At 71.8% G+C, this 23359-nt stretch carries 23 protein-coding genes; 17 read left to right on the plus strand and 6 right to left on the minus strand.

Annotated features, from left to right (window positions below; all coding sequences use genetic code 11):
• Window positions 1-50 precede the first annotated feature (50 nt).
• Window positions 51-1181: a YihY/virulence factor BrkB family protein gene (locus ACFWZ5_RS26580; protein WP_384806020.1), complete on the minus strand. Its 1131-nt coding sequence runs from the start codon at window positions 1179-1181 to the stop codon at window positions 51-53.
• 17 nt (window positions 1182-1198) lie between these two features.
• Here ACFWZ5_RS26580 and ACFWZ5_RS26585 point away from each other — a divergent pair, with 17 nt between their 5' ends.
• The 15 genes from ACFWZ5_RS26585 to ACFWZ5_RS26655 all read left to right on the plus strand — a co-directional run bounded on the left by ACFWZ5_RS26585 (window position 1199) and on the right by ACFWZ5_RS26655 (window position 15557).
• Window positions 1199-2833 (plus strand): acyl-CoA dehydrogenase family protein, encoded by a 1635-nt coding sequence (locus ACFWZ5_RS26585; RefSeq protein ID WP_384806022.1) that lies wholly within the window; start codon window positions 1199-1201, stop codon window positions 2831-2833.
• 302 nt (window positions 2834-3135) lie between these two features.
• Entirely contained in the window at window positions 3136-4431 is a 1296-nt protein-coding gene (locus ACFWZ5_RS26590) for a GAF domain-containing protein (protein ID WP_384806024.1), read from the plus strand.
• A gap of 75 nt (window positions 4432-4506) precedes the next feature.
• Window positions 4507-5073, plus strand: coding sequence for a GNAT family N-acetyltransferase (locus ACFWZ5_RS26595; RefSeq protein ID WP_384806026.1), 567 nt, complete (start codon window positions 4507-4509; stop codon window positions 5071-5073).
• A 252-nt stretch (window positions 5074-5325) separates the two neighbouring features.
• Window positions 5326-5409 (plus strand): putative leader peptide, encoded by an 84-nt coding sequence (locus tag ACFWZ5_RS26600; RefSeq protein ID WP_344569275.1) that lies wholly within the window; start codon window positions 5326-5328, stop codon window positions 5407-5409.
• A 115-nt stretch (window positions 5410-5524) separates the two neighbouring features.
• Window positions 5525-7231 carry a nitrite/sulfite reductase gene (locus tag ACFWZ5_RS26605; protein WP_384804612.1) on the plus strand — a complete coding sequence of 569 codons (1707 nt, stop codon included), beginning with the start codon at window positions 5525-5527 and terminating at the stop codon, window positions 7229-7231.
• The gene (locus tag ACFWZ5_RS26610) at window positions 7228-7407 is read left to right on the plus strand and encodes a hypothetical protein (RefSeq protein WP_384804614.1); all 180 of its coding nucleotides are present in this window, start codon (window positions 7228-7230) and stop codon (window positions 7405-7407) included. The genes ACFWZ5_RS26605 and ACFWZ5_RS26610 overlap by 4 nt, the downstream gene beginning before the upstream one ends.
• Window positions 7404-8114 carry a phosphoadenylyl-sulfate reductase gene (locus ACFWZ5_RS26615; RefSeq protein WP_384804616.1) on the plus strand — a complete coding sequence of 237 codons (711 nt, stop codon included), beginning with the start codon at window positions 7404-7406 and terminating at the stop codon, window positions 8112-8114. The genes ACFWZ5_RS26610 and ACFWZ5_RS26615 overlap by 4 nt, the downstream gene beginning before the upstream one ends.
• The gene (gene cysC / locus ACFWZ5_RS26620; RefSeq protein ID WP_384804618.1) at window positions 8114-8686 is read left to right on the plus strand and encodes an adenylyl-sulfate kinase; all 573 of its coding nucleotides are present in this window, start codon (window positions 8114-8116) and stop codon (window positions 8684-8686) included. The genes ACFWZ5_RS26615 and cysC overlap by 1 nt, the downstream gene beginning before the upstream one ends.
• A complete protein-coding gene (gene cysD, locus ACFWZ5_RS26625) occupies window positions 8683-9621 on the plus strand; it encodes a sulfate adenylyltransferase subunit CysD (RefSeq protein ID WP_384804620.1) in 939 nt (312 codons plus the stop codon). The genes cysC and cysD overlap by 4 nt, the downstream gene beginning before the upstream one ends.
• A 2-nt stretch (window positions 9622-9623) precedes the next feature.
• Window positions 9624-10958, plus strand: a complete 1335-nt coding sequence (locus ACFWZ5_RS26630) for a sulfate adenylyltransferase subunit 1 (protein WP_384804622.1) — start codon at window positions 9624-9626, stop codon at window positions 10956-10958.
• A 234-nt stretch (window positions 10959-11192) separates the two neighbouring features.
• The gene (locus tag ACFWZ5_RS26635; protein WP_384804624.1) at window positions 11193-12338 is read left to right on the plus strand and encodes an ABC transporter substrate-binding protein; all 1146 of its coding nucleotides are present in this window, start codon (window positions 11193-11195) and stop codon (window positions 12336-12338) included.
• A gap of 47 nt (window positions 12339-12385) precedes the next feature.
• Window positions 12386-13177, plus strand: coding sequence for an ABC transporter ATP-binding protein (locus ACFWZ5_RS26640; RefSeq protein ID WP_384804626.1), 792 nt, complete (start codon window positions 12386-12388; stop codon window positions 13175-13177).
• Window positions 13164-14174, plus strand: coding sequence for an ABC transporter permease (locus ACFWZ5_RS26645; RefSeq protein WP_384804628.1), 1011 nt, complete (start codon window positions 13164-13166; stop codon window positions 14172-14174). Before ACFWZ5_RS26640 ends, ACFWZ5_RS26645 begins: the two co-directional genes overlap by 14 nt.
• 5 nt (window positions 14175-14179) lie before the next feature.
• Window positions 14180-14980, plus strand: coding sequence for a sirohydrochlorin chelatase (locus ACFWZ5_RS26650; RefSeq protein ID WP_384891333.1), 801 nt, complete (start codon window positions 14180-14182; stop codon window positions 14978-14980).
• A 10-nt stretch (window positions 14981-14990) separates the two neighbouring features.
• On the plus strand, window positions 14991-15557 hold the full coding sequence (locus ACFWZ5_RS26655) for a GNAT family N-acetyltransferase (protein WP_384806074.1): 567 nt from the start codon (window positions 14991-14993) through the stop codon (window positions 15555-15557).
• Here the strand turns inward: ACFWZ5_RS26655 and ACFWZ5_RS26660 are convergent.
• Both ACFWZ5_RS26660 and ACFWZ5_RS26665 read right to left on the minus strand, forming a co-directional pair.
• Window positions 15550-16203, minus strand: coding sequence for a DsbA family protein (locus tag ACFWZ5_RS26660; RefSeq protein ID WP_384891336.1), 654 nt, complete (start codon window positions 16201-16203; stop codon window positions 15550-15552). The genes ACFWZ5_RS26655 and ACFWZ5_RS26660 overlap by 8 nt on opposite strands.
• An 84-nt stretch (window positions 16204-16287) precedes the next feature.
• Entirely contained in the window at window positions 16288-17307 is a 1020-nt protein-coding gene (locus ACFWZ5_RS26665) for a ketopantoate reductase family protein (RefSeq protein ID WP_384806070.1), read from the minus strand.
• A 140-nt stretch (window positions 17308-17447) separates the two neighbouring features.
• Here ACFWZ5_RS26665 and ACFWZ5_RS26670 point away from each other — a divergent pair, with 140 nt between their 5' ends.
• Window positions 17448-18398 carry a transglutaminase-like domain-containing protein gene (locus tag ACFWZ5_RS26670; RefSeq protein WP_384806068.1) on the plus strand — a complete coding sequence of 317 codons (951 nt, stop codon included), beginning with the start codon at window positions 17448-17450 and terminating at the stop codon, window positions 18396-18398.
• On the opposite strand, the gene ACFWZ5_RS26675 is transcribed toward ACFWZ5_RS26670, so the two are convergent.
• The 3 genes from ACFWZ5_RS26675 to ACFWZ5_RS26685 form a co-directional block, all read right to left on the minus strand.
• Window positions 18376-18753, minus strand: a complete 378-nt coding sequence (locus ACFWZ5_RS26675) for a DUF4440 domain-containing protein (RefSeq protein ID WP_384806066.1) — start codon at window positions 18751-18753, stop codon at window positions 18376-18378. The genes ACFWZ5_RS26670 and ACFWZ5_RS26675 overlap by 23 nt on opposite strands.
• The gene (locus ACFWZ5_RS26680; RefSeq protein WP_384806064.1) at window positions 18750-19310 is read right to left on the minus strand and encodes a DUF1697 domain-containing protein; all 561 of its coding nucleotides are present in this window, start codon (window positions 19308-19310) and stop codon (window positions 18750-18752) included. Before ACFWZ5_RS26680 ends, ACFWZ5_RS26675 begins: the two co-directional genes overlap by 4 nt.
• 117 nt (window positions 19311-19427) lie before the next feature.
• The gene (locus ACFWZ5_RS26685; protein ID WP_384798422.1) at window positions 19428-20639 is read right to left on the minus strand and encodes a S8 family serine peptidase; all 1212 of its coding nucleotides are present in this window, start codon (window positions 20637-20639) and stop codon (window positions 19428-19430) included.
• A gap of 422 nt (window positions 20640-21061) precedes the next feature.
• Here ACFWZ5_RS26685 and ACFWZ5_RS26690 point away from each other — a divergent pair, with 422 nt between their 5' ends.
• Window positions 21062-23335: an MMPL family transporter gene (locus ACFWZ5_RS26690; RefSeq protein ID WP_384798419.1), complete on the plus strand. Its 2274-nt coding sequence runs from the start codon at window positions 21062-21064 to the stop codon at window positions 23333-23335.
• Window positions 23336-23359 lie beyond the last annotated feature (24 nt).

Below are 23359 nucleotides of genomic sequence, written 5' to 3' on the forward strand. Positions count from 1 at the left end.
GAGCCCCCCTGGTTCGGGAAGGGGCGGGTCTGGGGCGCACCCGCGAGGGCTCAGCCCTCCCCCTCCTCCCGGCGCTTGACGTGCGGCGTACGCAACCGCGCCGACACATCGTCCGGCGGCAGGAACCGCGACCACCGCTCGGGGAACTCGGAGGGCATGTCCGGGTCGTCGGGATCCTCCGCGGCCCGCGCCGCGGCCGCGCGCGCGACGACCTCCGCGGCCCGGGCCTCCCGCACCCGGTCCTGCGCGGCCCGCGCCGCAGCCGTGGCGACGGACGGCCACACCCGGTCTATCGCGGCGTTGACGGCGGCCCCGACGAGGACGGCGAAGGCGGAGACGCCGATCCACAGGAGGACGGCGACGGGCGCGGCGAGGGAGCCGTAGATGGTGGGGCCCTCGACGGTCGACGTCAGATAGATGCGCAGCAGGAAGCTGCCGAGGACCCACATGCCGAGGGCGATGAGCGCGCCCGGCATGTCCTCCACCCACGGCGACCGCACGGGCACCGACACGTGGTAGAGCGTGGTCAGGAAGACGACGGACAGCAGGATCACCACGGGCCAGTACAGGATCTGCACGACGGTCGTGGAGCCGGGGACGAGGTTCACGACGGCGTCGGGCCCGGCCACCATCAGCGGCAGCGCGACGGAGCCGATGACGAGGGCCACGAGGAACAGGCCGAAGGCGAGCAGGCGGGTCTTGACGATGCCGCGGGTGCCGTCGAGGCCGTACATGACGGTGATGGTGTCGATGAAGACGTTCACGGCGCGTGATCCCGACCACAGGGCGAACAGGAACCCTATGGAGATGATGTCCGGCCGCTGGACGCGCATGACGTCGTCGAGGATCGGCTGGGCGATGTCGTGGACGCCCTTGTCGGACAGGATCGTGCGGGACGCCTCCAGGATGTTGTCGTTGACGCTCTTGATGGTGTGCGCGCCGGTCCACTGGTCCACGTAGGCGAGCAGCCCGATGAGGCTGAGGAGCAGCGGCGGCACGGACAGGAGCGTGAAGAACGCCGCTTCCGCCGCGAGGCCGAGGACCCGGTACTCGATGCAGGAGTTGACGGTGTCCTTCAGCAGCAGCCAGGCAGTCCTGCGCTTGGAGACGTTGCGGTAGAGAGCGCGGGCCCGGTTCCAGCGGCCCGGTGGGCGCCCGGGTGTTTCTTTTGCCTGGTGCACCTCCTTACCGTAGCGGCATGGCAGCCACCACCCACACAGTGACCAACCAGGCTCCGCCCCTGGTGGGATACGACGTCTTCACGTGCGACCGTGCCCTCGTCGAAGGCGTCGAACGCCATCTCGACCCGGCGCTCACGGAGGACGCCCGCGCGCAGCTCTCCTTGCTCGGGCGCACCGCGGGGTCCGCCCAGGCACAGGAGTGGGGTGTCCTCGCGAACGAGAATCCACCCGTTCTGCGCACGCACGACCGGTACGGGAACCGGATCGACGAGGTGGACTTCCACCCGGCGTGGCACCGGCTGCTGGGGAAGGCCGTCGCGGCCGGTCTGACCACCGCCTGGAGCCGGCCCGGCGGGCACGTGCGGCGCGCGGCCGGGTTCCTGGTGTGGACGCAGGCCGAGGCCGGGCACGGCTGCCCGGTGTCGATGACGCACGCGGCGGTGCCAGCGCTGCGCACGGACCCGGCGCTCGCCGCCGAGTGGGAGCCGCGGCTCACGTCGACCGTGTACGACGAGGGCCTGCGGCCCGCCGCCGAGAAGGCCGGGGTGCTTTTCGGCATGGGAATGACCGAGAAGCAGGGCGGAAGTGACGTCCGGGCGAATACGACGCGGGCCCGTGCGCTCGCCGAGGACGGCACGTACGAACTCGTCGGGCACAAATGGTTCTGTTCCGCGCCGATGTCCGACGGATTTCTCGTGCTCGCTCAGGCCGACGCCGGGCTCACGTGTTTTCTCGTACCGCGTGTTCTTGAGGACGGGTCGCGGAACGCATTCGCCATTCAGCGGCTCAAGGACAAATTGGGGAACAAGTCCAACGCGTCGAGCGAGGTCGAGTTCGACGGGACCTGGGCGCGGCGGGTCGGGGACGAGGGCCGGGGGGTGCGCACCATCATCGAGATGGTGGCGGCGACGCGGCTCGACTGCGTCATCGGCTCGGCGGCGCTGATGCGGCAGTCCGTCGCGCAGGCCGTGCACCACGCCACGTACCGCGAGGCGTTCGGCGGCAAGCTCGTCGACAAGCCGCTGATGCGCAACGTCCTCGCCGATCTGGCCCTGGAGTCCGAGGCCGCCACGACGCTCGCGCTGCGGCTCGCCGCGGCGTACGACGACGGGGGCGAGCGCGAGCAGGCGTTCCTGCGGCTCGCGGTGCCCGCGGCGAAGTACTGGGTGACCAAGCGGGCCACGCCCGTCGCGGCGGAGGCCCTGGAGTGCCTGGGCGGCAACGGGTACGTCGAGGAGTCCGGGATGCCGCGCCTGCTCCGCGAGTCGCCGCTGAACTCGATCTGGGAGGGCTCGGGCAACGTCCAGGCGCTCGATGTGCTGCGCGCGCTGCAACGGGAGCCGCAGGCGCTGAACGCCTTCCTGGAGGAGGTGGGCTCGGCCCGCGGCGCCGACCACCGCCTCGACGGCGCGATCAAGGGCCTGCTCACCGAGCTCGCCGACCTGGAGGGCATCGAGGCGCGGGCGCGGCGGCTCGTGGAGCGCATGGCCCTGGTGCTTCAGGGTTCGCTGCTCGTGCGGTACGCGCCCGCCGAGGTCGCCGACGCGTTCTGCGCCTCGCGGCTCGGCGGGGACTGGGGCGCGGCGTTCGGCACGCTGCCGCACAGCCTGGACCTGGGGGCCGTGGTGGACCGGGCCGCCGTGCACCTGTAGATGGGCCGTCCGGCCGGACCGCCGGAAGAGACCGGGAAAAGACTGACCCGACGGGTGCTGTCACGGGGGTGGTGCTGCGCCGACACGGCACCACCCCCGATGTTCAGGCCCCGTCGGGACGGGCGCCGCACGCGGCGGCGCACGCCAAGCTTCAGACACCGCACGACTGTTCGCCAGAGTTGCAGGGGGTTGCAACTTCGGCCTTCAACGACCTGGCCGAAGCGTGTCCTTCGGCGCGCCCGGAGAGGCACGATGAATACATCCCCCGAGTCGGCCTGCCCGGGGAGCGGGAGGAACCGGTGATGGACACGCACGCGACGCTCGACCTGGAGCGGCTCACCGCCGTCAACGCCGCGCAGGCCCTGCGCCTGCTGCGGGAGGCGCGGGACGCCAGGATCGCCGGACAGCGCCCCCGCGTCGGGCCGAGACCGGTGATCGCCGCGTCGTGGGAGCGGATGCTGGCGCACGGCGTCGACCCCGAACACGACGTCCGCACGGGCGTGTTGAGCACGGACGAGGTCGAGCGGCGACGGCAGGTGTCGCCGTTGCGGGACCTCATGCCGGTGCTGCGCGAGGGGCTGCTCTCCGTCGCGGACGCGGCGCAGCACATCATGGTCGTCGCGGACGCCGACGGCCGGCTGCTGTGGCGCGAGGGCAACAAGTCGGTCCTGAAGATGGCCGACGGGCACGGCTTCGAGGTCGGCGCCGACTGGCGGGAGAACGTGGTCGGCACGAACGGCATCGGCACCGGCCTGGTCGCCCGGCGGCCCGTGCAGGTCTTCTCCGCCGAGCACTTCGTGCGCTCGCACCACCACTGGACCTGCACCGGGGCGCCGATCACCGACCCGCGCGACGGGCAGCTGCTCGGCGTCGTGGACATCAGCGGCCCGCTGGAGACGATGCACCCGGCGACGTTCGCGCTTGTCTGCTCGGTCGCCAAGCTCGCCGAGGCCCGCCTGCGCGAGCGGCATCTGACCTCGCTCGACCGGCTGCGCTCGGTGGCGGCGCCGCTCCTGGCGCGGCTCGGCGGGCGGGCGGTGGCGGTGGACGCGCACGGCTGGACGGCGGCGGTCACGGGCATGCCGCCCGTGGACCGGATACCGCTGCCCAAGTCCCTCGCGGAGGGCAGGACCTGGCTGCCCGCGCTCGGCATGTGCGCGGTGGCGCCGCTGTCCGGCGGCTGGCTGCTGCGCGTGGAGGGCGAGGAGGGGGCGGGCCGTGGCGTCACGACGCGGGTCGTGGTGGACGTCAGCGCCTCGCACCGGTGGTCGGTCGCGGTCACCGGCACCACGGGCTGCTGGAGCCACGAGCTGTCCCCGCGCCACGCCGAGCTCCTCTATCTCCTCGGCGTGCACCGCGCGGGGCGCACCGCGGCGGGCCTCGCCGACGACCTGTTCGGCGACCCCGCGCGCACGGTGACGGTCCGCGCGGAGCTGTCCCGCGTACGCCGCTACCTCGGCGGCCTGCTCGCCCACCGGCCCTACCGCTTCCACGAGGACGCGGAGGTCGACCTGGTCCTGCCGGACGACCCGGCCCGGCTGCTCCCGCACTCCTCGGCCCCGGCGGTGACGCGCGCCAGGGCAGGCGCGGTGCCTTGACGTCGCCCCGCGGAGTGACACGAGTCATCCGGCCGACGGTGACTGCCCCTGTCCGCCCGTGATTCTCTGTCCACCATGAGCATCACTGTCACCACCTGGTCCCTGGAGCAGACCGCTCCCACCGACCTGCTCCCGGCCGCCGCGCCCGACGGCGACGTCCGGATCGTGCGGGCCGAAGTGCCCTCGCCCGAGTTCAGCCGCTTCCTCTACGCCGCGGTCGGCGGCGACATCCACTGGATCGACCGGCTCGCCCTCACCTACGAGCAGTGGCAGGAGCACCTGTCCCGGCCGGGCGTGGAGACCTGGGTCGCCTACGAGAAGGGGACGCCCGCGGGATACGTGGAGCTGGACCCGCAGGACGACGGCGTCGTCGAGATCGTCTACTTCGGCCTCATCCCGGCCTTCCGCGGCCGCCGCATCGGCGGCCACCTCCTGTCGTACGGGGCCGCGCGGGCGTGGGACCTCGCGGAACGGTGGCCGGACCGCACCCCCACGAAGCGGGTCTGGCTGCACACCTGCAGCCTCGACGGCGAACACGCGATGGACAACTACACGCGCCGCGGCTTCAAGCTCTTCGACACGAAGGTCACGCAGGAGCCCGAGCAGCCCACGCCCGGCCCGTGGCCGGGGGCGCACCGTTAATCGCGCTGCGCGCTCGTCCTCAAACGCCGGACGGGCTTTTTTCTCCCACCCGCCCACCCTTCACCACCTGCCCGGCACCTGAGTGGCCGGACCGGCGGGATATCCAGCCCGTCCGGCGTTTGAGGACGAGGCCGGAGGCCGGAAAGAAGGGGGTCCGGGGGCGGAGCCCCCGGATCTCATCATCCGGGACAGTTATGTCCACAGTACGGACGACGGTGGACTAGGCCGAAAGGCCCGTGCCACGCTTCCCCCATGTCTCGCGCCGGAATCGCCTTGGTGAGTCGACGTCACGTCGACCTCGTCCGCGTGTCCAGCGCCATCTGTCCGGCGAGCTGAGAGACCCAGCACCGCCGCTTTTCTCCTTGACTGACCCCTCCCCGCGCACCGCCGCGCCTTCTGCGCGAGTGCGCAGGTCAGAGCCGCTCTCAGCCTGCTGTGAAGGACGTATTCCATGGCTGCCAACCCCGATAGTCCCGCGCCCGCCGCGCCCCGCGCGCCCCGGCGCAAGGTGAGCCGCCACCGCGGCGAGGGCCAGTGGGCCGTGGGCCACTTCACGCCACTGAACGGCAACGAACAGTTCAAGAAGGACGATGACGGTCTCAATGTGCGGACACGTATTGAGACGATCTACGCCAAGCGCGGCTTCGACTCGATCGACCCGAACGACCTCCGCGGCCGGATGCGCTGGTGGGGGCTCTACACCCAGCGCAAGCCCGGGATCGACGGCGGCAAGACCGCGATCCTGGAGCCGGAGGAGCTCGACGACGAGTACTTCATGCTGCGGGTCCGGATCGACGGCGGGCGCCTGACCACCGAGCAGCTGCGCGTCATCGGCGAGATCTCGCAGGAGTTCGCGCGCGGCACCGCCGACATCACCGACCGGCAGAACATCCAGTACCACTGGATCCGCATCGAGGACATGCCGGAGATCTGGCGCCGCCTCGAAGGCGTGGGCCTGTCCACGACCGAGGCGTGCGGGGACACCCCGCGCGTCATCCTCGGCTCGCCCGTCGCCGGGATCGCCGAGGACGAGATCATCGACGGCACGCCCGCCGTCGACGAGATCCACCGCCGCATCGTCGGCAACCCGGCGTTCTCGAACCTGCCCCGCAAGTTCAAGTCCGCGATCTCCGGCTCGCCGCTGCTCGACGTGGCGCACGAGATCAACGACATCGCGTTCGTCGGCGTGCACCACCCCGAGCGCGGCCCCGGCTTCGACCTGTGGGTCGGCGGCGGCCTCTCCACCAACCCCAAGATCGGCCAGCGGCTCGGCGCCTGGGTGCCCCTGGAGGACGTGCCGGACGTCTACGAGGGCGTCATCTCGATCTTCCGCGACTACGGCTACCGCCGCCTGCGCACCCGGGCCCGGCTCAAGTTCCTCGTCGCCGACTGGGGCGTGGCGAAGTTCCGCCAGGTCCTGGAGGACGAGTACCTGCTGCGCAAGCTGATCGACGGGCCCGCCCCCGACCAGCCGGTCCAGCGCTGGCGCGACCACGTCGGCGTGCACCGGCAGCGGGACGGCCGGTTCTACGTCGGCTTCGCCCCGCGCGTCGGCCGGGTCGACGGCACCGTCCTCACGAAGATCGCCGACCTGGCCGCCGCGCACGGCTCGGGCCGCCTGCGCACCACCGTCGAGCAGAAGATGATCGTGCTCGACGTCGCGGAGGACCAGGTCGAGTCCCTGGTGGAGGGCCTGGAGGCGCTGGATCTGACGGTGCGCCCCTCGTCGTTCCGGCGCGGCACGATGGCCTGCACCGGCATCGAGTTCTGCAAGCTCGCGATCGTCGAGACGAAGGCGCGCGGCGCCTCGCTCATCGACGAACTGGAGCGCCGCATCCCGGACTTCGACGAGCCCATCACCATCAACATCAACGGCTGCCCCAACGCCTGCGCCCGCATCCAGGTCGCCGACATCGGCCTCAAGGGCCAGCTCGTCCTCGACGAGCACGGCAACCAGGTCGAGGGCTTCCAGGTGCACCTCGGCGGCGCGCTCGGCCTCGAAGCCGGGTTCGGCCGCAAGGTGCGCGGCCTGAAGGTCACGTCCGCCGAGCTGCCGGACTACGTGGAGCGGGTCCTCAAGCGCTTCCAGGCGGAGCGTGCGGACGGCGAGCGGTTCGCCACCTGGGCGGCCCGCGCCTCCGAGGAGGCCCTCTCGTGAGCGAGCGCGCCGCCCCCTTCTACTGCCCCTACTGCGGCGACGAGGACCTGCGTCCAAGTGAGCAGGGCCACGGCGCATGGGAATGCGCGGCGTGCAACCGTGCCTTCCAGTTGAAGTTCCTCGGGCTTCTCACCCGGGGGCTTCAGCGCACCGACGGTGGAGGGGATCAGATATGACGACTGCTCAACAGCCGCGTACGGACGAGGAGTTGAAGGAGCTCGCGGAGCGGGCCGGGCGCGACCTGGAGGACGCCTCCGCCCTGGAGATCGTCACCTGGGCCGCGGCCACCTTCGGCAAGCGCTTCTGCGTGACCTCCTCCATGGAGGACGCGGTCGTCGCCCACCTCGCCTCGCGCGCCCTGCCCGGCGTGGACGTCGTGTTCCTCGACACCGGCTACCACTTCCCCGAGACCATCGGCACCCGCGACGCCGTGGCCGCCGTGATGGACGTCAACGTCATCACGCTCACGCCCCGCCGGACCGTCGCCGAACAGGACGCCGAGCACGGCCCGAGGCTGCACGACCGCGACCCCGACCTGTGCTGCGCCCTGCGCAAGGTCAAGCCGCTCGAAGAGGGCCTGGCCCCGTACGTGGCGTGGGCGACGGGGCTGCGCCGCGACGAGTCGGAGACCCGCGCGGGCACCCCGGTCGTCAGCTGGGACGAGAAGCGCCGCAAGGTGAAGGTCTCCCCCATCGCCCGCTGGACGCAGGACGACGTGGACGCGTACGTCGCCGAGCACGGCGTGCTCACCAACCCGCTGCTCATGGACGGCTACGGCTCGGTGGGCTGCGCCCCCTGCACCCGTCGCCTCCTCGAAGGCGAGGACGCCCGCGCCGGCCGCTGGGCCGGGCGCGCCAAGACCGAGTGCGGGATCCACGGCTGATGGCCGCCGCGACCGACGACCCCCAGGAGAAGCACGTGACGACCGGAGCCACCGTCTGGCTCACGGGCCTGCCCAGCGCGGGCAAGACCACCATCGCGAACGAGCTGGCACGGACGCTGCGCGGCGAGGGCCGCCGCGTCGAGGTGCTCGACGGCGACGAGATCCGCGAGTTCCTCTCGGCGGGCCTCGGCTTCAGCCGCGCGGACCGCGACACCAATGTGCAGCGCATCGGCTTCGTCGCCGAACTGCTCGCCCGCAACGGCGTGTTGGCGCTCGTCCCCGTCATCGCCCCGTTCGCCGACAGCCGCGAGGCCGTCCGCAAGCGCCATCAGACGGGCGGCACGCCCTATCTGGAGGTGCACGTGGCCACGCCGGTCGAGGTGTGCTCCGTACGCGATGTGAAGGGCCTGTACGCGCGCCAGGCCGCGGGCGAGATCTCCGGGCTCACCGGCGTCGACGACCCGTACGAGGAGCCGGAGTCGCCCGACCTGCGCATCGAGTCCCAGGACCAGACCGTGCGGGAGTCCGCAGCGGCGGTGTACGCGCTGCTCAGTGAGAGGGGTCTGGCATGACGGGCTCGACCGGGGTCGCCGACGAGGGCACCGAGAAGCCGTACGCGCTGTCGCACCTGGATGCGTTGGAGTCGGAGGCGGTGCACATCTTCCGTGAGGTGGCGGGGGAGTTCGAGCGGCCGGTGATCCTGTTCTCCGGCGGCAAGGACTCCATCGTGATGCTGCACCTGGCGCTGAAGGCCTTCACTCCGGCCCCGGTGCCCTTCGCGCTGCTGCACGTGGACACCGGCCACAACTTCCCCGAGGTGCTCGCCTACCGTGACCGTGTGGTGGCCGAGCACGGGCTGCGGCTGCATGTCGCCTCGGTGCAGGACTACATCGACCGGGGTGTGCTGCGCGAGCGCCCCGACGGCACCCGCAACCCGCTGCAGACGGTGCCGCTCACGGAGAAGATCCAGAGTGAGCGCTTCGATGCGGTCTTCGGCGGCGGGCGCCGCGATGAGGAGAAGGCGCGGGCCAAGGAGCGGGTGTTCTCGCTGCGTGATGAGTTCTCGCAGTGGGATCCGCGCCGCCAGCGCCCCGAGCTGTGGAACCTCTACAACGGCCGCCACGCCCCGGGCGAGCACGTGCGGGTGTTCCCGCTGTCGAACTGGACCGAGCTGGATGTGTGGCAGTACATCGCCCGGGAGAAGATCGAGCTGCCGGGGATCTACTTCGCCCACGAGCGCCGGGTCTTCCAGCGCGCCGGGATGTGGCTGACCGCCGGCGAGTGGGGCGGGCCCAAAGACGGTGAGCGGGTGGAGAGGCGGCTGGTGCGCTACCGCACGGTCGGCGACATGTCCTGCACCGGTGCGGTGGATTCCGACGCGGTGACCCTGGAGGCCGTGATCGCCGAGATCGCCGCCTCCCGCCTCACCGAGCGCGGCGCCACCCGCGCGGACGACAAGCTGTCCGAGGCCGCGATGGAAGACCGCAAGCGCGAAGGGTACTTCTAGCCATGAGCACGATCACGACCGAGGAGCTCTCGGCCACCACCCTGCTGCGGTTCGCCACCGCGGGCTCCGTCGACGACGGCAAGTCCACCCTCGTCGGGCGGCTCCTGCACGACTCCAAGTCGGTCCTGGCCGACCAGCTGGAGGCCGTCGAGCACGCCTCGCGCTCACGCGGGGCCGAGGGGCCGGACCTGGCGCTGCTGACCGACGGGCTGCGCGCCGAGCGCGAGCAGGGCATCACCATCGATGTCGCCTACCGCTACTTCGCCACCGCGCGGCGCCGGTTCATCCTGGCCGACACCCCCGGCCATGTGCAGTACACCCGCAACATGGTCACCGGCGCCTCCACCGCCGAACTCACCGTCATCCTCATCGACGCCCGCAACGGCGTGGTCGAACAGACCCGCCGCCACGCCGCCCTCGCGGCCCTGCTGCGTGTCCCGCACGTGGTCCTGGCCGTCAACAAGATGGACCTCGTCGCATACGCCGAGCCCGTCTTCGCGCGGATCGCCGAGGAGTTCACCGCCTACGCCACCGAGCTCGGCATCCCCGAAGTCACCGCCATCCCCATCTCCGCCCTGGCCGGCGACAACGTGGTCGAACCCTCCGCCCACATGGACTGGTACGCCGGACCCACCGTCCTGGAACACCTGGAGACCGTCCCGGTCAGCCACGACCTGACCGCCTGCCACGCCCGCCTGCCCGTCCAGGTCGTCATCCGCCCGCAGACGCCGGAGCACCCCGACTACCGCGGTTACGCCGGACAGATCGCCGCCGGGACCTTCCGCGTCGGCGAGCAGGTCACCGTCCTGCCCTCCGGGCGCACCTCCACCATCGCGGGCATCGACCTGCTCGGCGAGCCCGTCGACATCGCCTGGACCCCGCAGTCCGTCACCGTGCGCCTGGCCGACGACCTCGACATCTCGCGGGGCGACCTGCTCGTCCCGAGCACCGATACGCCGCCGACCAGCCAGGACATCGCCGCCACCGTCTGCCACGTCGCCGACCGGCCGCTGACCGTGGGCCAGCGGGTGCTGCTCAAGCACACCACCCGCACGGTCAAGGCGATCGTGAAGCAGATCCCCTCCCGCCTCACCCTGGACGACCTCTCCCAGCACCCCAACCCCGGACACCTGGCCGCCAACGACATCGGCCGCGTCCTCATCCGCACCGCCGAACCACTCGCCCTCGACGCCTACGCCGACTCCCGCCGCACCGGCTCCTTCCTCCTCATCGACCCCGCCGACGGCACCACCCTCACCGCCGGAATGGCGGGCGAGGCCTTCGCCAAGGCCGAGGCGCCCGCGTCGGCCGCCGACGACGAAGGGTGGGACTTCTAGCCATGCGTCCCCTGGATGTCTTCTCCACCTTCGCGAAGGAGGGCGGCCGCGTGGGCAGCGGCGCCCGTGGCGCGGGCTCGGGCGGTGTCGACCGATGTGTGCGATGACGTACGCGCACCGCTCGCGCGCCCACACCCCCCGCCGTCCCTTCCGACGTAAACGAAGACCCGCCGACACTCTCCCCGCCGCGCCCTGAACAGCGCGCGTGCCGGGCCAACGAGAGGAACACCTCCCGTGCCTGACATCCGCATCCCCCGCACCACCGCTCCCCACGGCCCCGCGCGCCGCGGCCGTCTCGCCGCCCTCGCCGCGCTCCCCCTGCTCGCGCTCACGCTGTCCGCCTGCGGATACGGCTCGGACTCCGACAAGGACGACAACGGCAAGGCGAAGATCGCGGCGGACGCCAAGAAGATCGAGGGCCTGGACACGGTCAAGATCGGGTACTTCCCGAACCTGACCCACGGCACGGCGCTCGTCGGCGACCAGGAGGGCCTGTTCCAGAAGGAGCTGGGGGCCACCAAGGCGGAGTACGCGCAGTTCAACGCGGGCCCCTCGGCGATCGAGGCGCTGAACTCGAAGTCCGTGGACATCAGCTGGATCGGCCCGTCCCCGGCCATCAACGGCTACACCAAGTCCCAGGGCAAGAACCTGCGCATCATCGGCGGCTCCGCGTCCGGCGGCGTGAAGCTCGTGGTGAACCCGAAGAAGATCAAGTCCCTCGACGACGTCAAGGGCAAGAAGATCGCGACGCCCCAGCTCGGCAACACCCAGGACGTGGCCCTGCTCAACTGGATCGCCGAGAAGGGCTGGAAGGTCGACGCGGAGAGCGGCAAGGGCGATGTGTCGGTCGTCCGTACCGACAACAAGATCACCCCGGACGCCTACAAGTCCGGCTCCGTCGACGGCGCCTGGGTGCCGGAGCCGACCGCGTCGAAGCTGGTCGCCGAGGGCGGCAAGGTCGTCCTCGACGAGGCCGACCTGTGGCCCGACAAGAAGTTCGTGATCACGAACATCATCGTGTCGCAGCAGTTCCTCACCGAGCACCCGAAGGTCGTCGAGGCCGTCCTGCGCGGCGCGGTCAAGACGAACCAGTTCATCAAGGACAACCCGGAGAAGGCCAAGGCCGCCGCCAACGCCAAGCTGAAGCAGCTGTCCGGCAAGGCGCTGCCCCCGAAGGTCATCGACCCGGCGTGGAAGTCCATCCAGTTCACCAACGACCCGCTGGCCGCCACGCTCAACACCGAGGCCGAGCACGCGGTCAAGGCGGGCCTCCTGGAGAAGCCGGACCTGAACGGCATCTACGACCTGGGGCCGCTCAACAAGGTCCTGAAGGCGGCGGGCGAGCCCGCGGCCGCCGACGCCGGACTCGGCGTCAAGTAGGCGAGACGACAAGCCAGTTCACGGATCGATCCCAGGAGGTGACGACCATGGCCACGACGCTCGCCAAGGCCGCCGACGGCGGTGTGGGCACGCTCGGCCGTGCCGCACGCATCGAGCACGTATCGAAGTCCTTCGCCACTCCGGCGGGGCGGCAGCTCGTCCTCGACGACATCACGCTCGATGTCGCGCAGGGGGAGTTCGTCACCCTCCTGGGAGCGTCGGGCTGCGGCAAGTCGACGCTGCTCAACCTCGTGGCCGGCCTCGACCGGCCCACCGCGGGCGACATCAGCACGGACGGGCGTCCGGCCCTGATGTTCCAGGAGCACGCGCTCTTCCCGTGGCTGACCGCGGGCAAGAACATCGAGCTCGCCCTCAAGCTGCGCGGCGTACCGAAGGCCGAACGCCGCGAGCGGGCCGAGGAGTTGCTGACCCTCGTCCGGCTCTCGGGCGCGTACGGCAAGCGGGTGCACGAGCTGTCCGGCGGCATGCGCCAGCGCGTCGCGCTCGCCCGGGCGCTCGCCCAGGACAGCAAGCTGCTCCTGATGGACGAGCCGTTCGCGGCGCTCGACGCGATCACCCGGGACGTCCTGCACGACGAGCTGACCCGCATCTGGCGCGAGACGCGGGTCTCGGTCCTCTTCGTGACGCACAACGTGCGCGAGGCGGTGCGCCTCGCGCAGCGCGTGGTGCTGCTCTCGTCCCGGCCGGGGCGGGTGGCGCGCGAGTGGGTCGTGGACATCGAGCAGCCGCGCCGCATCGAGGACACGGCCGTGGCGGAGCTGTCCGTCGAGATCACTGAAGAACTGCGTGGGGAGATCCGCCGACATGGGCAGCACTGAGACGTCGACACCCGCCCTGGGCGAGGGAGACCCACCGGAGGGCGGCACGCCTCCGGGGCCCCGCGGCCCCGCGGAGACCCGCGACGCCCTGGAGGACCGGAAGCCTCAGGAGGGCCGCAAGCAGGAGGGCCGCGAGGACGACACCCAGGACCTCGCGGGCCTCGAAGCGGGGCTCGACGCCCTGGACACCGTGCAGGCGCGCCGCATCCCGCTGCGCGAGACCCTGGTCCAGAAGGTCCTGCCGCCGCTGACGGCGATCGTGCTCGTCCTGGTGGTCTGGCAGATCCTCGTCTGGGCGAAGGTGACCGACAGCTACAAGCTGCCGTCGCCGGACGCCGTGTGGCAGGAGGTCGAGAACTCCTGGCGGCAGGGCACCCTCCTGGAGTACATCTGGACGTCCGTGTCGCGCGGCATGTTCGGCTTCCTGATGGCCCTCGCCATCGGCACGCCGCTCGGCCTGGTCGTGGCGCGGATCCGCTTCGTGCGGGCGGCGATCGGCCCGATCCTGTCGGGCCTCCAGTCGCTGCCGTCCGTGGCGTGGGTGCCGCCCGCCGTGATCTGGCTCGGCCTCAACGACAAGATGATGTACGCGGTGATCCTGCTCGGCGCCGTGCCGTCCATCGCCAACGGGCTGGTCTCGGGCGTGGACCAGGTGCCGCCGCTGTTCCTGCGGGCGGGCCGCACGCTCGGCGCGACCGGGTTGCGCGGCACCTGGCACATCGTGATGCCGGCGGCCCTGCCGGGCTATCTCGCGGGCCTGAAGCAGGGCTGGGCGTTCTCCTGGCGGTCCCTGATGGCGGCCGAGATCATCGCCCAGTCCCCCGACCTCGGCATGGGCCTCGGCCAGCTCCTCGAGGCGGGCCGCACGAACAGCAGCATGTCGCAGGTCTTCCTCGCCATCCTGCTCATCCTGATCGTCGGCATCGCCATCGACCTGCTGATCTTCAGCCCGCTCGAACGCTGGGTGCTGCGCAGCCGCGGCCTCCTGGTGAAGTGATCCCGATGCGCGAACCGGTCCTCCTCGTCATCGCCCACGGCAGCCGCGACCCACGGCACGCGGCGACCGTGCGGTCCCTGGTGCGCCGCGTGCGCGGGCTCCGTCCGCGCACGCGGGTGGAGACGGGATTCCTGGACTTCAACTCCCCTTCCGTCCCCGAGGTGTTGGAGTCGCTCGCCGACGAGGGCGTACGGGACGTGGTGGCGCTTCCGCTGCTGCTCACCCGCGCCTTCCACGCCAAGGCGGACATCCCGGCGGTGCTGCGCACGGCGCCGCCGGGCCTCAGGGTCCGCCAGGCGGGGGTGCTCGGCCCCTCGCCGCTGCTGCTCGCCGCGCTCGAACAGCGCCTGTACGAAGCGGGGCTCGACCCCGCCGACCGAGCCACGACCGGGGTCGTCCTCGCGTCGGCGGGCTCCACCGACCCGGAGGCGATCGCAGTGATCGCTGACATCGCGCGGGAGTGGCGGCGTACCGGTTGGTGCGCCGTGCGGCCTGCGTTCGCCTCCGCGGGACTGCCCCCTACGGAGGGGGCGGTCCACTCCTTGCGGGCGGTGCCCGGGGTACGGCGGGTGGCCGTCGCTCCCTATTTCCTGGCTCCGGGGCTGCTGCCCGACCGGGTGGTCCGGGGTGCGGCGGGGGCCGATGTGGTGGGGGGTGTGCTGGGGGACTCCGTGTACGTCGCGCGGGTGCTGCTCGAGCGGTTCGACTCCTGCCGTCGCCTCGCCGCGGAGCCCTCCGGGGGACCTGCCCCGACCGGGCGATCTTCGGCCGGAATCCGCTTGCGGGCCTTCGCGGGCCGCGTCTAGCGTCACGCGGGTGACCTCCGAGCCGAGCCGCCCCGCCCCCGAGGCCCCGCCGCCCGCCCCCGAGCTGCGGTCGGAGCGTCTGCTGCTCACCCCGTACGTCGCCGCCGACGAGGCCCACTTCGTGGCGCTGTTCCAGGACGAGGCCGTGGGCCGCTGGTTCGGCGACGGCATGCGCGGCGCCGAGGACGACCGGGCCCTGTTCCGCCGCCTCTTCAGCATCGTGTACGCGGAGCGGCGCTTCCCCGTGTGGGCGGTGCGGCACGGCGGCCGGTACGCGGGGCACGCCGAGATCAAGCCGTCGCCCGAGCCGTGGCTGGACGGCCACGAGATCGTGTACGGCCTGTCGCGGGACAGCTGGGGCCTCGGCCTCGGCACGGAGCTCGCGCTGCTCCTGACCGACTACGGCCACCACACCCTCGGCCTGACCGAGGTGCACGCCACCGTCGACTCCCAGAACACGCCGTCGGTCACGGTCCTGAAGCGGCTCGGGTACACCCGGACGCGCGAGGTCCGCGAGGACGACGGCGGGACGACGCTCCAGTTCACGTCGCGTGCCCCGGCCCTGGAGCTCAGCTGAGGTCGAGCCCGCCGGTGCGGGTCCGCTTCAGCTCGAACAGGTCGGGGTGGCCCGCGAGCACCCGGAAGCTGTCGAAAAGGCGTGCCGCCTCCGCACCGCGCGGGATCGCCCGCAGGACGGGACCGAACCAGACGGTGCCGTCGACGTGGATCGTGGGCGTGCCGACGTAGGCACCGGACTCCGGCTCCGCGCCCGCCTCGTGGCTGCGGCGCAGCGCCTCGTCGTACGCGGTGTAGTACGAGGCGTCCGCGAGGTCCGCGGGCAGTCCCGTCTCCGCGAGGGCCGCGCGGACGACCTCGCGGAAGTCGTCGTTCTTGTCCTGGTGGATGCGGGTGCCGAGGGCCGTGTACAGGTCGCGCAGGACCTCGTCGCCGTGCCGTTCGGCCGCGGCGGCCACGACCCGGACGACGCCGAGCGACTTGTCGACGAGCTCCCGGTACCACGTGGGCAGTTCGTTGCCGATGTTGTGCAGATACAGGCTCATGACGTGGAAGCGCAGGTCGAGGTCGCGGTGGTGCTCGACCTCCAGGAGCCAGCGGGACGTGATCCACGCGAAGGGGCAGGCAGGGTCGAAGTAGAAGTCGACGCGGGTGGGGGCGGTGGTGGAGGGGGCGGGGGCCGCCGCGCTGGTCTCTGTGGTGGTCATGGCCGAAACCCTAGCCAGCGGTGGCCTGGGGCTTTGGTGCAATTCTCCGCCGCATCCTTGGGCCACTTCGCCGCCCGATGCCGCTCAGTGATGCTCCGCGGCCACCGCCTTCTCCACGAGCGCGACCAGGTCGGCCACCGGCATCGAGCCCGCCGCCCTGTGCTCCTGGGCGAAGGCGTTCGCGAGCCGTTGCAGCAGGGTGTTCACCGGTGTCGGGACGCCGTGCAGGCGGCCCAGGAGCGCGATCTCGCCGTTGAGGTAGTCGGCCTCGATGCTGCCGGTGCCGCGGGTGAGGCTCTGCCAGGAGGAGCCGCCGCCGCGCACGGACCCGTCGAGCGGCTTCAGGGTGACCCGGTCGCCGCGAATCTCCTGCTGCTCCCGCTCGGTCACCGCCTCGATCCCGGCGGCGGCGAGCACGGCCTCGCCCTCGGCCCGCGCCCGCCGGTACAGGGCGACGGCCGCGTCGTCGCGCACGGGCCCGGTCAGCGCCTCGATCGAGTTGGCGAGGTTGCCGAGCAGCTTGCCGTACTTCCACCGCATCACGTCCTCGACGACCGGCGCGAGCAGCGCGCCCGACTCCAGGTCGGCGGCGATCCGCCGGGCCGTGTCGTCGGCGCCCGCCGGGTACCGGCCCAGGTGCAGCATGCCCGTGTAGGGGGCACCGGCGGCGGAGACGGCGCCCGGCTCGACGTACGTCGAGGGCAGCCACACGCACATGCCGTACACGCGGGCGAAGCGGCGCAGGGCGAGGCGCTCGCTCTCGACGCCGTTCTGCGCGCACACCAGCGGAAGCGACTCGGCGGCCGTGGTGCCGCCCGCGACGGGCCGCGCGCCCCACGCGTCGAGCGCCGCCTCCGCGTCCTGCGTCTTCACGGCGAGGAACAGCACGTCGTCGCGGTGCAACTCGCCGAGCTCGTCCGGTCCCTGGACGACGGGCACGCGGTGGGTGCGGGTTCCGTCGGGCGTCGTGAGCGTCAGGCCGCGCTCCCGCAGCGCCGCGTGGTGCGCGCCGCGCGCGACGAGCACGACGTCGTGACCGGCTTCCGCGAGGCGCCCGCCGATGCTGCCGCCGACGGCCCCCGCTCCGATGATGAGGTAGCGCATGCGGGTGAGCCTCGCACACCGGTGCGGCGGAGCGTCAAGATCCCTTCCGGGATCCGGACGTTGATCCGGACGTTGATCCGGGCCTTGATCCGGGCCTTGATCTGGACCTTGCCCCAGGGGCAGACCCCAGGCTCCCGCGCATGAACACCGACTACGGCACCGCCCACGACACCGACCCCGACACCGACTCCTACGTGACGCAGACCCCGTACACCGCCCCGGGCCCCCACCTCGACGCGCTGCTCGGCCCCGACCCGCTCCCCCGCGACCCCGCCGCGCTCGCCGCCGTCGTACGCGGCGTGCTCCTGCACCGCGAGGAGGGCGGCCGGTTCGGCTACGCGCTGCCCGACGAGCGGCTGCGCGAGGACGCCGAGTCGCGGTACGCGGGCGAGATCCTGCGCATCCTGCGCGAGCGCGGCGGCACGCCGCTCACCGAGGCCCGCGAGCCCGCCGCCCGGCTCGTCGCCACCTGCCGGGACTTCGCGCTGCTGCTGTGCACGCTGCTCCGGGCCACCGGCACCCCGGCGCGGATCCGGGGCGGCTATGCCGCGTACTTCGTGCCGGGGCAGAACGACAACCACTGGGTGACCGAGTACTGGACGGCCGGGCGCGGCTGGGTCCTGGTGGACCCGCAGCTCGTCGGCGGCGGGCTCTACGACAAGATCGCCTTCGACCCGATGGACGTGCCGCGCGATCAGTTCCTGGTCGCGGGTGACGCGTGGCGCGCGTGCCGGGACGGGCGGGCGGACCCGGACACGTTCCTCGTGTGCACCGTTCCCGAGATCAGGGGGATGTCGCTCGTACGGGCCGACGTGGTGGCCGATCTCGCGGCCCTGAACGGCGTGGAGCCGCTGCCGTGGGACGGCTGGGGCGTGATGGAGAAGGACGATGCGGAGGTCACGGACGACGAGCTCCAGCTGCTCGACGCCGTGGCCGCGGCCACCTCGGCGGCCGGGCACGCGCCCGGCGCCGGGCGCCCGGAGGCGCTGCGGCGGCTCTTCGCCGACCCGCGTCTGACGGTCCCGGCCGAGATCGTCTCGCACACCACGTACGGCGGGGACCGCGCCGTCACCCTTCCTCGGGCCGCGTGAAGGGCGTGCCCTGGTGGAACCAGAGCAGCCAGCCGTCGCCGGTGCGCCGCCACAGTGAACTGCGGTGCACCAGGCGGCCGTTGCTCTCGGTGTCGAACGTCAGGTGCACCAGGTCGTCGGCGAGCTGGACGCCGCGCATGCGGGACGTCGTGACGGGGCGGCCGCCGGGCTCGGGGCGGGCGGTGAGGACCTGGACGATCGACGCGCGGTCCCAGCGGGCGCCGGACGCGCCGAACTCGGTGAACTCGGGGTGCAGCAGTGACCCGAAGAGCTCGGGCGAGGCCCGTACCTCCGGGTCGAGCAGGCGCAGCTCGTGCTCGATGGCGGCCTCGACGGCGGGCGAGCGGTCGGTCATCGGTCGGCTCCCCCGGTCAGCTCCACGAGCTTGGTGACGGTGTTCCAGTTGCGGCTGGTGGCGACGAGGCCCTTGGTGAGCGCGGGACGGCCGAGGGCCTCGCCGAGCTTGGAGCGCCCGAGGCCGTCGGGGGCGTACAGATACAGGCAGCGGTCGCCGAGGCGGAACTCCTCCGGCAGGAACGCCGCTTGGTCGAGGGCGGCGAAGCGGGCGGCGTCGACGTGCGCCGAGAAGTACGTGACGTGCAGCTGCTTGGCCTCGAGGTCGGCCGCGGGGAACGGGCAGGCGTCGGCCACGGCCCGGAGATAGCCGCCGTCGCGCACCAGCAGGTCCACGGTGAACCCGAACTCCTGCTCCAGGTCCTTCCCCAGCTCGCCCGCGAGGCTCTCTTCGTCCCCGTGGTCGGCGCCGAACACGACGTTCCCGCTCTGCAGATACGTTTGTACGCCGCTGAACCCGCGTTCTTCGAGGAGTGCCCGCAGCCGGGCCATCGGCACTTTTCTGCTGCCGCCCACGTTCACGCCGCGCAGCAGCGCGGCGTAGATCTTCGTCGCCATGCGGACACGATAAGGCGGCCGCCGTGCCCCGTGGGGGTGGGCACGACGGCCGCCGGTCATCGCCGGGCCCGCCGCACGGGTGTGCGGCGAGCCCGGCACCGGTCATCGGTGGTGGACCTACTCGACGACCTTGAGGAGCTTGTTGGGCGTGCCCTCGCTCGGGTTGGAGATCTTGTCCGCGGTGGCGCCGTCGGTCAGGGCCTTGGCGACGTCCGCGGGCTTGGCGTCCGGGTGCGCGGCGACGTACAGGGCCGCGGCGCCGACGACGTGCGGGGTCGCCATGGACGTGCCGGAGATCGTCTTGGTGGCGTCGTCACCGGTGTTCCAGTCGGACGTGATGTCCGAGCCCGGGGCGTAGATGTCCACGACGGAGCCGAAGTTGGAGAAGTCCGACTGCTTGTCGTCCTTCGTGGAGGAGGCGACGGTGATGGCCTCCTTGACGCGGGCCGGGGAGCTCTGGCTCGCGTCGCTCGACTCGTTGCCCGCGGCCACCGCGAAGGTGACGCCGGAGGCGATGGACTTGCGGACGGCCTCGTCCAGGGCCTCGTCGGCGCCGCCGCCCAGGCTCATGTTGGCGACGGAGGGGCCCTGGTGGTTCTTGGTGACCCAGTCGATGCCCGCGACGACCTGCTCGGTGGTGCCGGAGCCCTGGTCGTCCAGGACGCGGACGGCGACGATCTTCGCCTTCTTGGCGATGCCGTGCGCCTCGCCGGCGATGGTGCCCGCGACGTGCGTGCCGTGGCCGTTGCCGTCGTCGGCGTTGTCGTCGTTGTCGACTGCGTCGAAGCCGGAGACCGCGCGGCCGCCGAAGTCCTTGTGGCTGACGCGCACACCGGTGTCGATGACGTACGCGGTCGCGCCCTCACCGGCCTTGTCCGGGTACGTGTACTTCTTGTCGCCCGCCGTGTCGGCCTGGTCGACGCGGTCCAGGCCCCACGACGGCGGGTTGTCCTGGGTGGCCTTGATGGAGAACTTCTTGTTCTGGACGACCTTGCCGACGGCCGGGTCGGCGGCGAGGCGCTTGGCCTCGGTCTCGCTCAGGTTCTCGGCGGAGAAGCCGTTGACGGCCGAGGAGTAGTTGCGGGCGAGCGAGCCGCCGTACTCCTCGGCGAGGTCGGACTTGGCGTCCTTGCTGGCCTTCTCGTCGAGCAGGACGATGTAGCTGCCGTCGACGGCGCCCTTGGCGCCTGTGCCGTAGACCTTGCCCTCGGCGGGGGTCGAGGCGCCGGCGAACGTGGTGCCGGCGAAGACGGTCACTCCCACCGCGGTGGCGGCGGTGGCTATCGCCGCGGTGAGCTTCATCGTGCGAGCACGCTTGTGAGCTGCCATGAAGAGGGGTCTCCTCGTGGTGTGTTGTGGGGGGATGTGGGGATTTTCAAGCTGCGCTGCTTGGGCCCGGTCGCTCCGTAAGAACTGAAGATCTCCGGGCGTTGGGACGAAACCTTGTCTGAATGACGCGCGCAGATCAACCCCTTCATCCAGCTGTGACTTGTTCAACAAGGTTCTGTAATAACAAAACAGGACCCCCTCGACACTTCGGGCGCACCCCGTCACAAACCCGTTCGGATCGACCCTGAGACGTGGGCCCTCAAGTCCCCATAGATGTAAGGGGCTTGTTTCAGCCAGAGGGAGGAGGAGGCCGCCGGACGGCTCACCGGCCAGCACGACGATGTCCGCCGCCCACGCCCCTAGCTTCGAAGCGGAGGGCGGCGGCGCGGGGCCGCCGCGGCACACAAGGGGGCTGTCCCGTCATGGGGAACGCGGATACAGCGGACACACGGGTGCGGGGGTTCGCCGCACGGGCCGGCGGCTGGAGCGCACGGCACCGGTGGGCGGCGGTGGGCATCTGGGTCCTGTTCGTCGTCCTCGCCATGGGCGTCGGCTCGGCGGTGGGCCGCACGGACGCGCCCGACACCGACCTGAAGGGCGAGATCAACCAGGCGCAGCGCATCCTCGACGACGCGGGCATCGAGGAGCCCGCAGGCGAGACGGTGCTCGTGCAGGCCAAGGGCGACGGCGGGCCGCGCGCCGCCGACGCCCGCTTCCGGGCCGCCGTCGACGACGTCATGGCGGCGGTCCAAGGCACCGGTGAGGCCACGGCCGTGACGTCGCCGTACACCTCGAAGACCATCTCCAAGGACGGACGGAGCGCGCTCGTCCAGTTCGATGTGCGGGGCGACGGGGACACCGCGAGCGACCGGATCGAGCCAGTCCTGAAGGCCGTCGGGAAGGTGGCGGACCGGCACGAGGACACGGGCCTGCGGATCGAGGAGATCGGCGGCGCCAGCATGGAGAAGACCTTCGAAGACGCCTTCGGCAAGGACTTCCAGCAGGCGGAGTACTCCGCGCTGCCCGTCGCGTTCGGCATCCTGCTCATCGCGTTCGGCGCGCTCGTCGCGGCGCTGCTTCCCGTGTTGCTCGCCATGTCCGCGATCGTCGCGACGATGGGCCTGATGGCGGTCGTCAGCCATGTGCAGCCGATGACCGACGCCGCGAACTCCGTCATGCTCCTGGTGGGCCTCGCCGTCGGCGTCGACTACTGCCTGTTCTATCTGCGCAGGGAGCGCGAGGAGCGGGCCAAGGGCCGCGACCCGCGGACCGCACTGCGCATCGCCGCGGCCACCAGCGGCCGGGCCGTCGTCGTCTCCGGCATCACGGTGTGCGTGGCGATGGCCGGAATGCTCTTCACCGGCATCACCGAGTTCGAGGCGATGGGCCTCGCGTCCCTGATGGTCGTCGCCGTGGCCATGGTCGGTTCGGTGACGGTCCTGCCCGCGCTGCTCTCGCTGCTCGGCGAGCGCGTCGAGAAGGGCCGGCTTCCGTTCCTGCGCCGCCGGGCCCGCGCCGGGCGGCCCGCCGCGGACGGGAGCAGGCTGTGGGGCGCGGTGGTCGGCGGGGTCCTGCGGCGCCCGCTGCTCGCGACGGTCGTCGCCACGGGCGCGCTCGCCGCGATCGCCCTGCCGTCGCTCGGCATGAAGACCCAGAACCTCACCCTGGACCAGGAGTTCGGCGACTCGCTGCCCATCGTGGCGACGTACGAGCGCGTGAACGAGGCGTTCCCCGGCGGGGCCGAACCGGCCCAGGTCGTCGTCAAGGCCGACGACATCGACGCGCCCGCCGCCACCCGGGCCATCGCGGACTTCCGCACCCGGGCCGTCGGTTCGGGCGCCACCAAGGGTCCCGTCGAGCTGACCCTGCACCGCAAGCAGAACGTGGCCGTGCTCTCCGTGCCGCTGGTCGGCGGCTCCGACCAGGGGCGGGCCGAGAAGAGCCTCGCGCTCATCCGCGACGAGGTGCGGCCCGCGACGTTCGGCGAGGTCGACGGCGTCGAGGCGCCCGTGACCGGGCAGGTCGCCGCCTCCAAGGACTTCAACGCGCAGCTGCGCTCGTCTGCGCCGCCCGTCTTCGGCTTCGTCGTCGCCTTCGCGTTCCTCCTGATGCTGCTGTCCTTCCGCTCCCTCGCCATCGCCGTGACCTCGATCCTGCTCAACCTCCTGTCCGTCGGCGCCGCCTACGGCATCCTCGTCATGGTCTTCCAGCACGGCTGGGGCGCGTCGCTCGTCGGCGCGGAGGGCGTGGGCGCGATCGTGGCGTGGCTGCCGCTGTTCCTGTTCGTGATCCTCTTCGGCCTGTCGATGGACTACCACGTGTTCGTGGTGTCCCGGATCCGGGAGGCGCGGATGCAGGGGCGTACGACGAACGACGCGATCGCGCACGGGGTCGTCACGACGGCGGGGGTCGTCACCAGCGCCGCGGTCATCATGGTCGCCGTGTTCGCCATCTTCGGCACGTTGTCCATGCAGTCCATGAAGCAGATGGGGGTCGGGCTCGCGGCCGCGGTGCTCATCGACGCGACCGTGATCCGGGGGGTGTTGCTGCCTGCGGTCATGGCGTTGCTCGGGGAGCGGAACTGGGTGGTGCCGCGGTGGCTGCGCCGGCTGCCTGATCTTGGGCATGAGGAGGCCGGGGGTGGGGGTGTGGCCCTGCCGGGGGCTCTCCCCAAGCCCGCCCCTTCCCGAAACTAGGGGGCTCCGCCCCCTAGGACCCCC

Origin of the sequence: Streptomyces sp. NPDC059003 (genome assembly GCF_042740445.1) — a bacterium.
GTDB lineage: Bacteria > Actinomycetota > Actinomycetes > Streptomycetales > Streptomycetaceae > Streptomyces.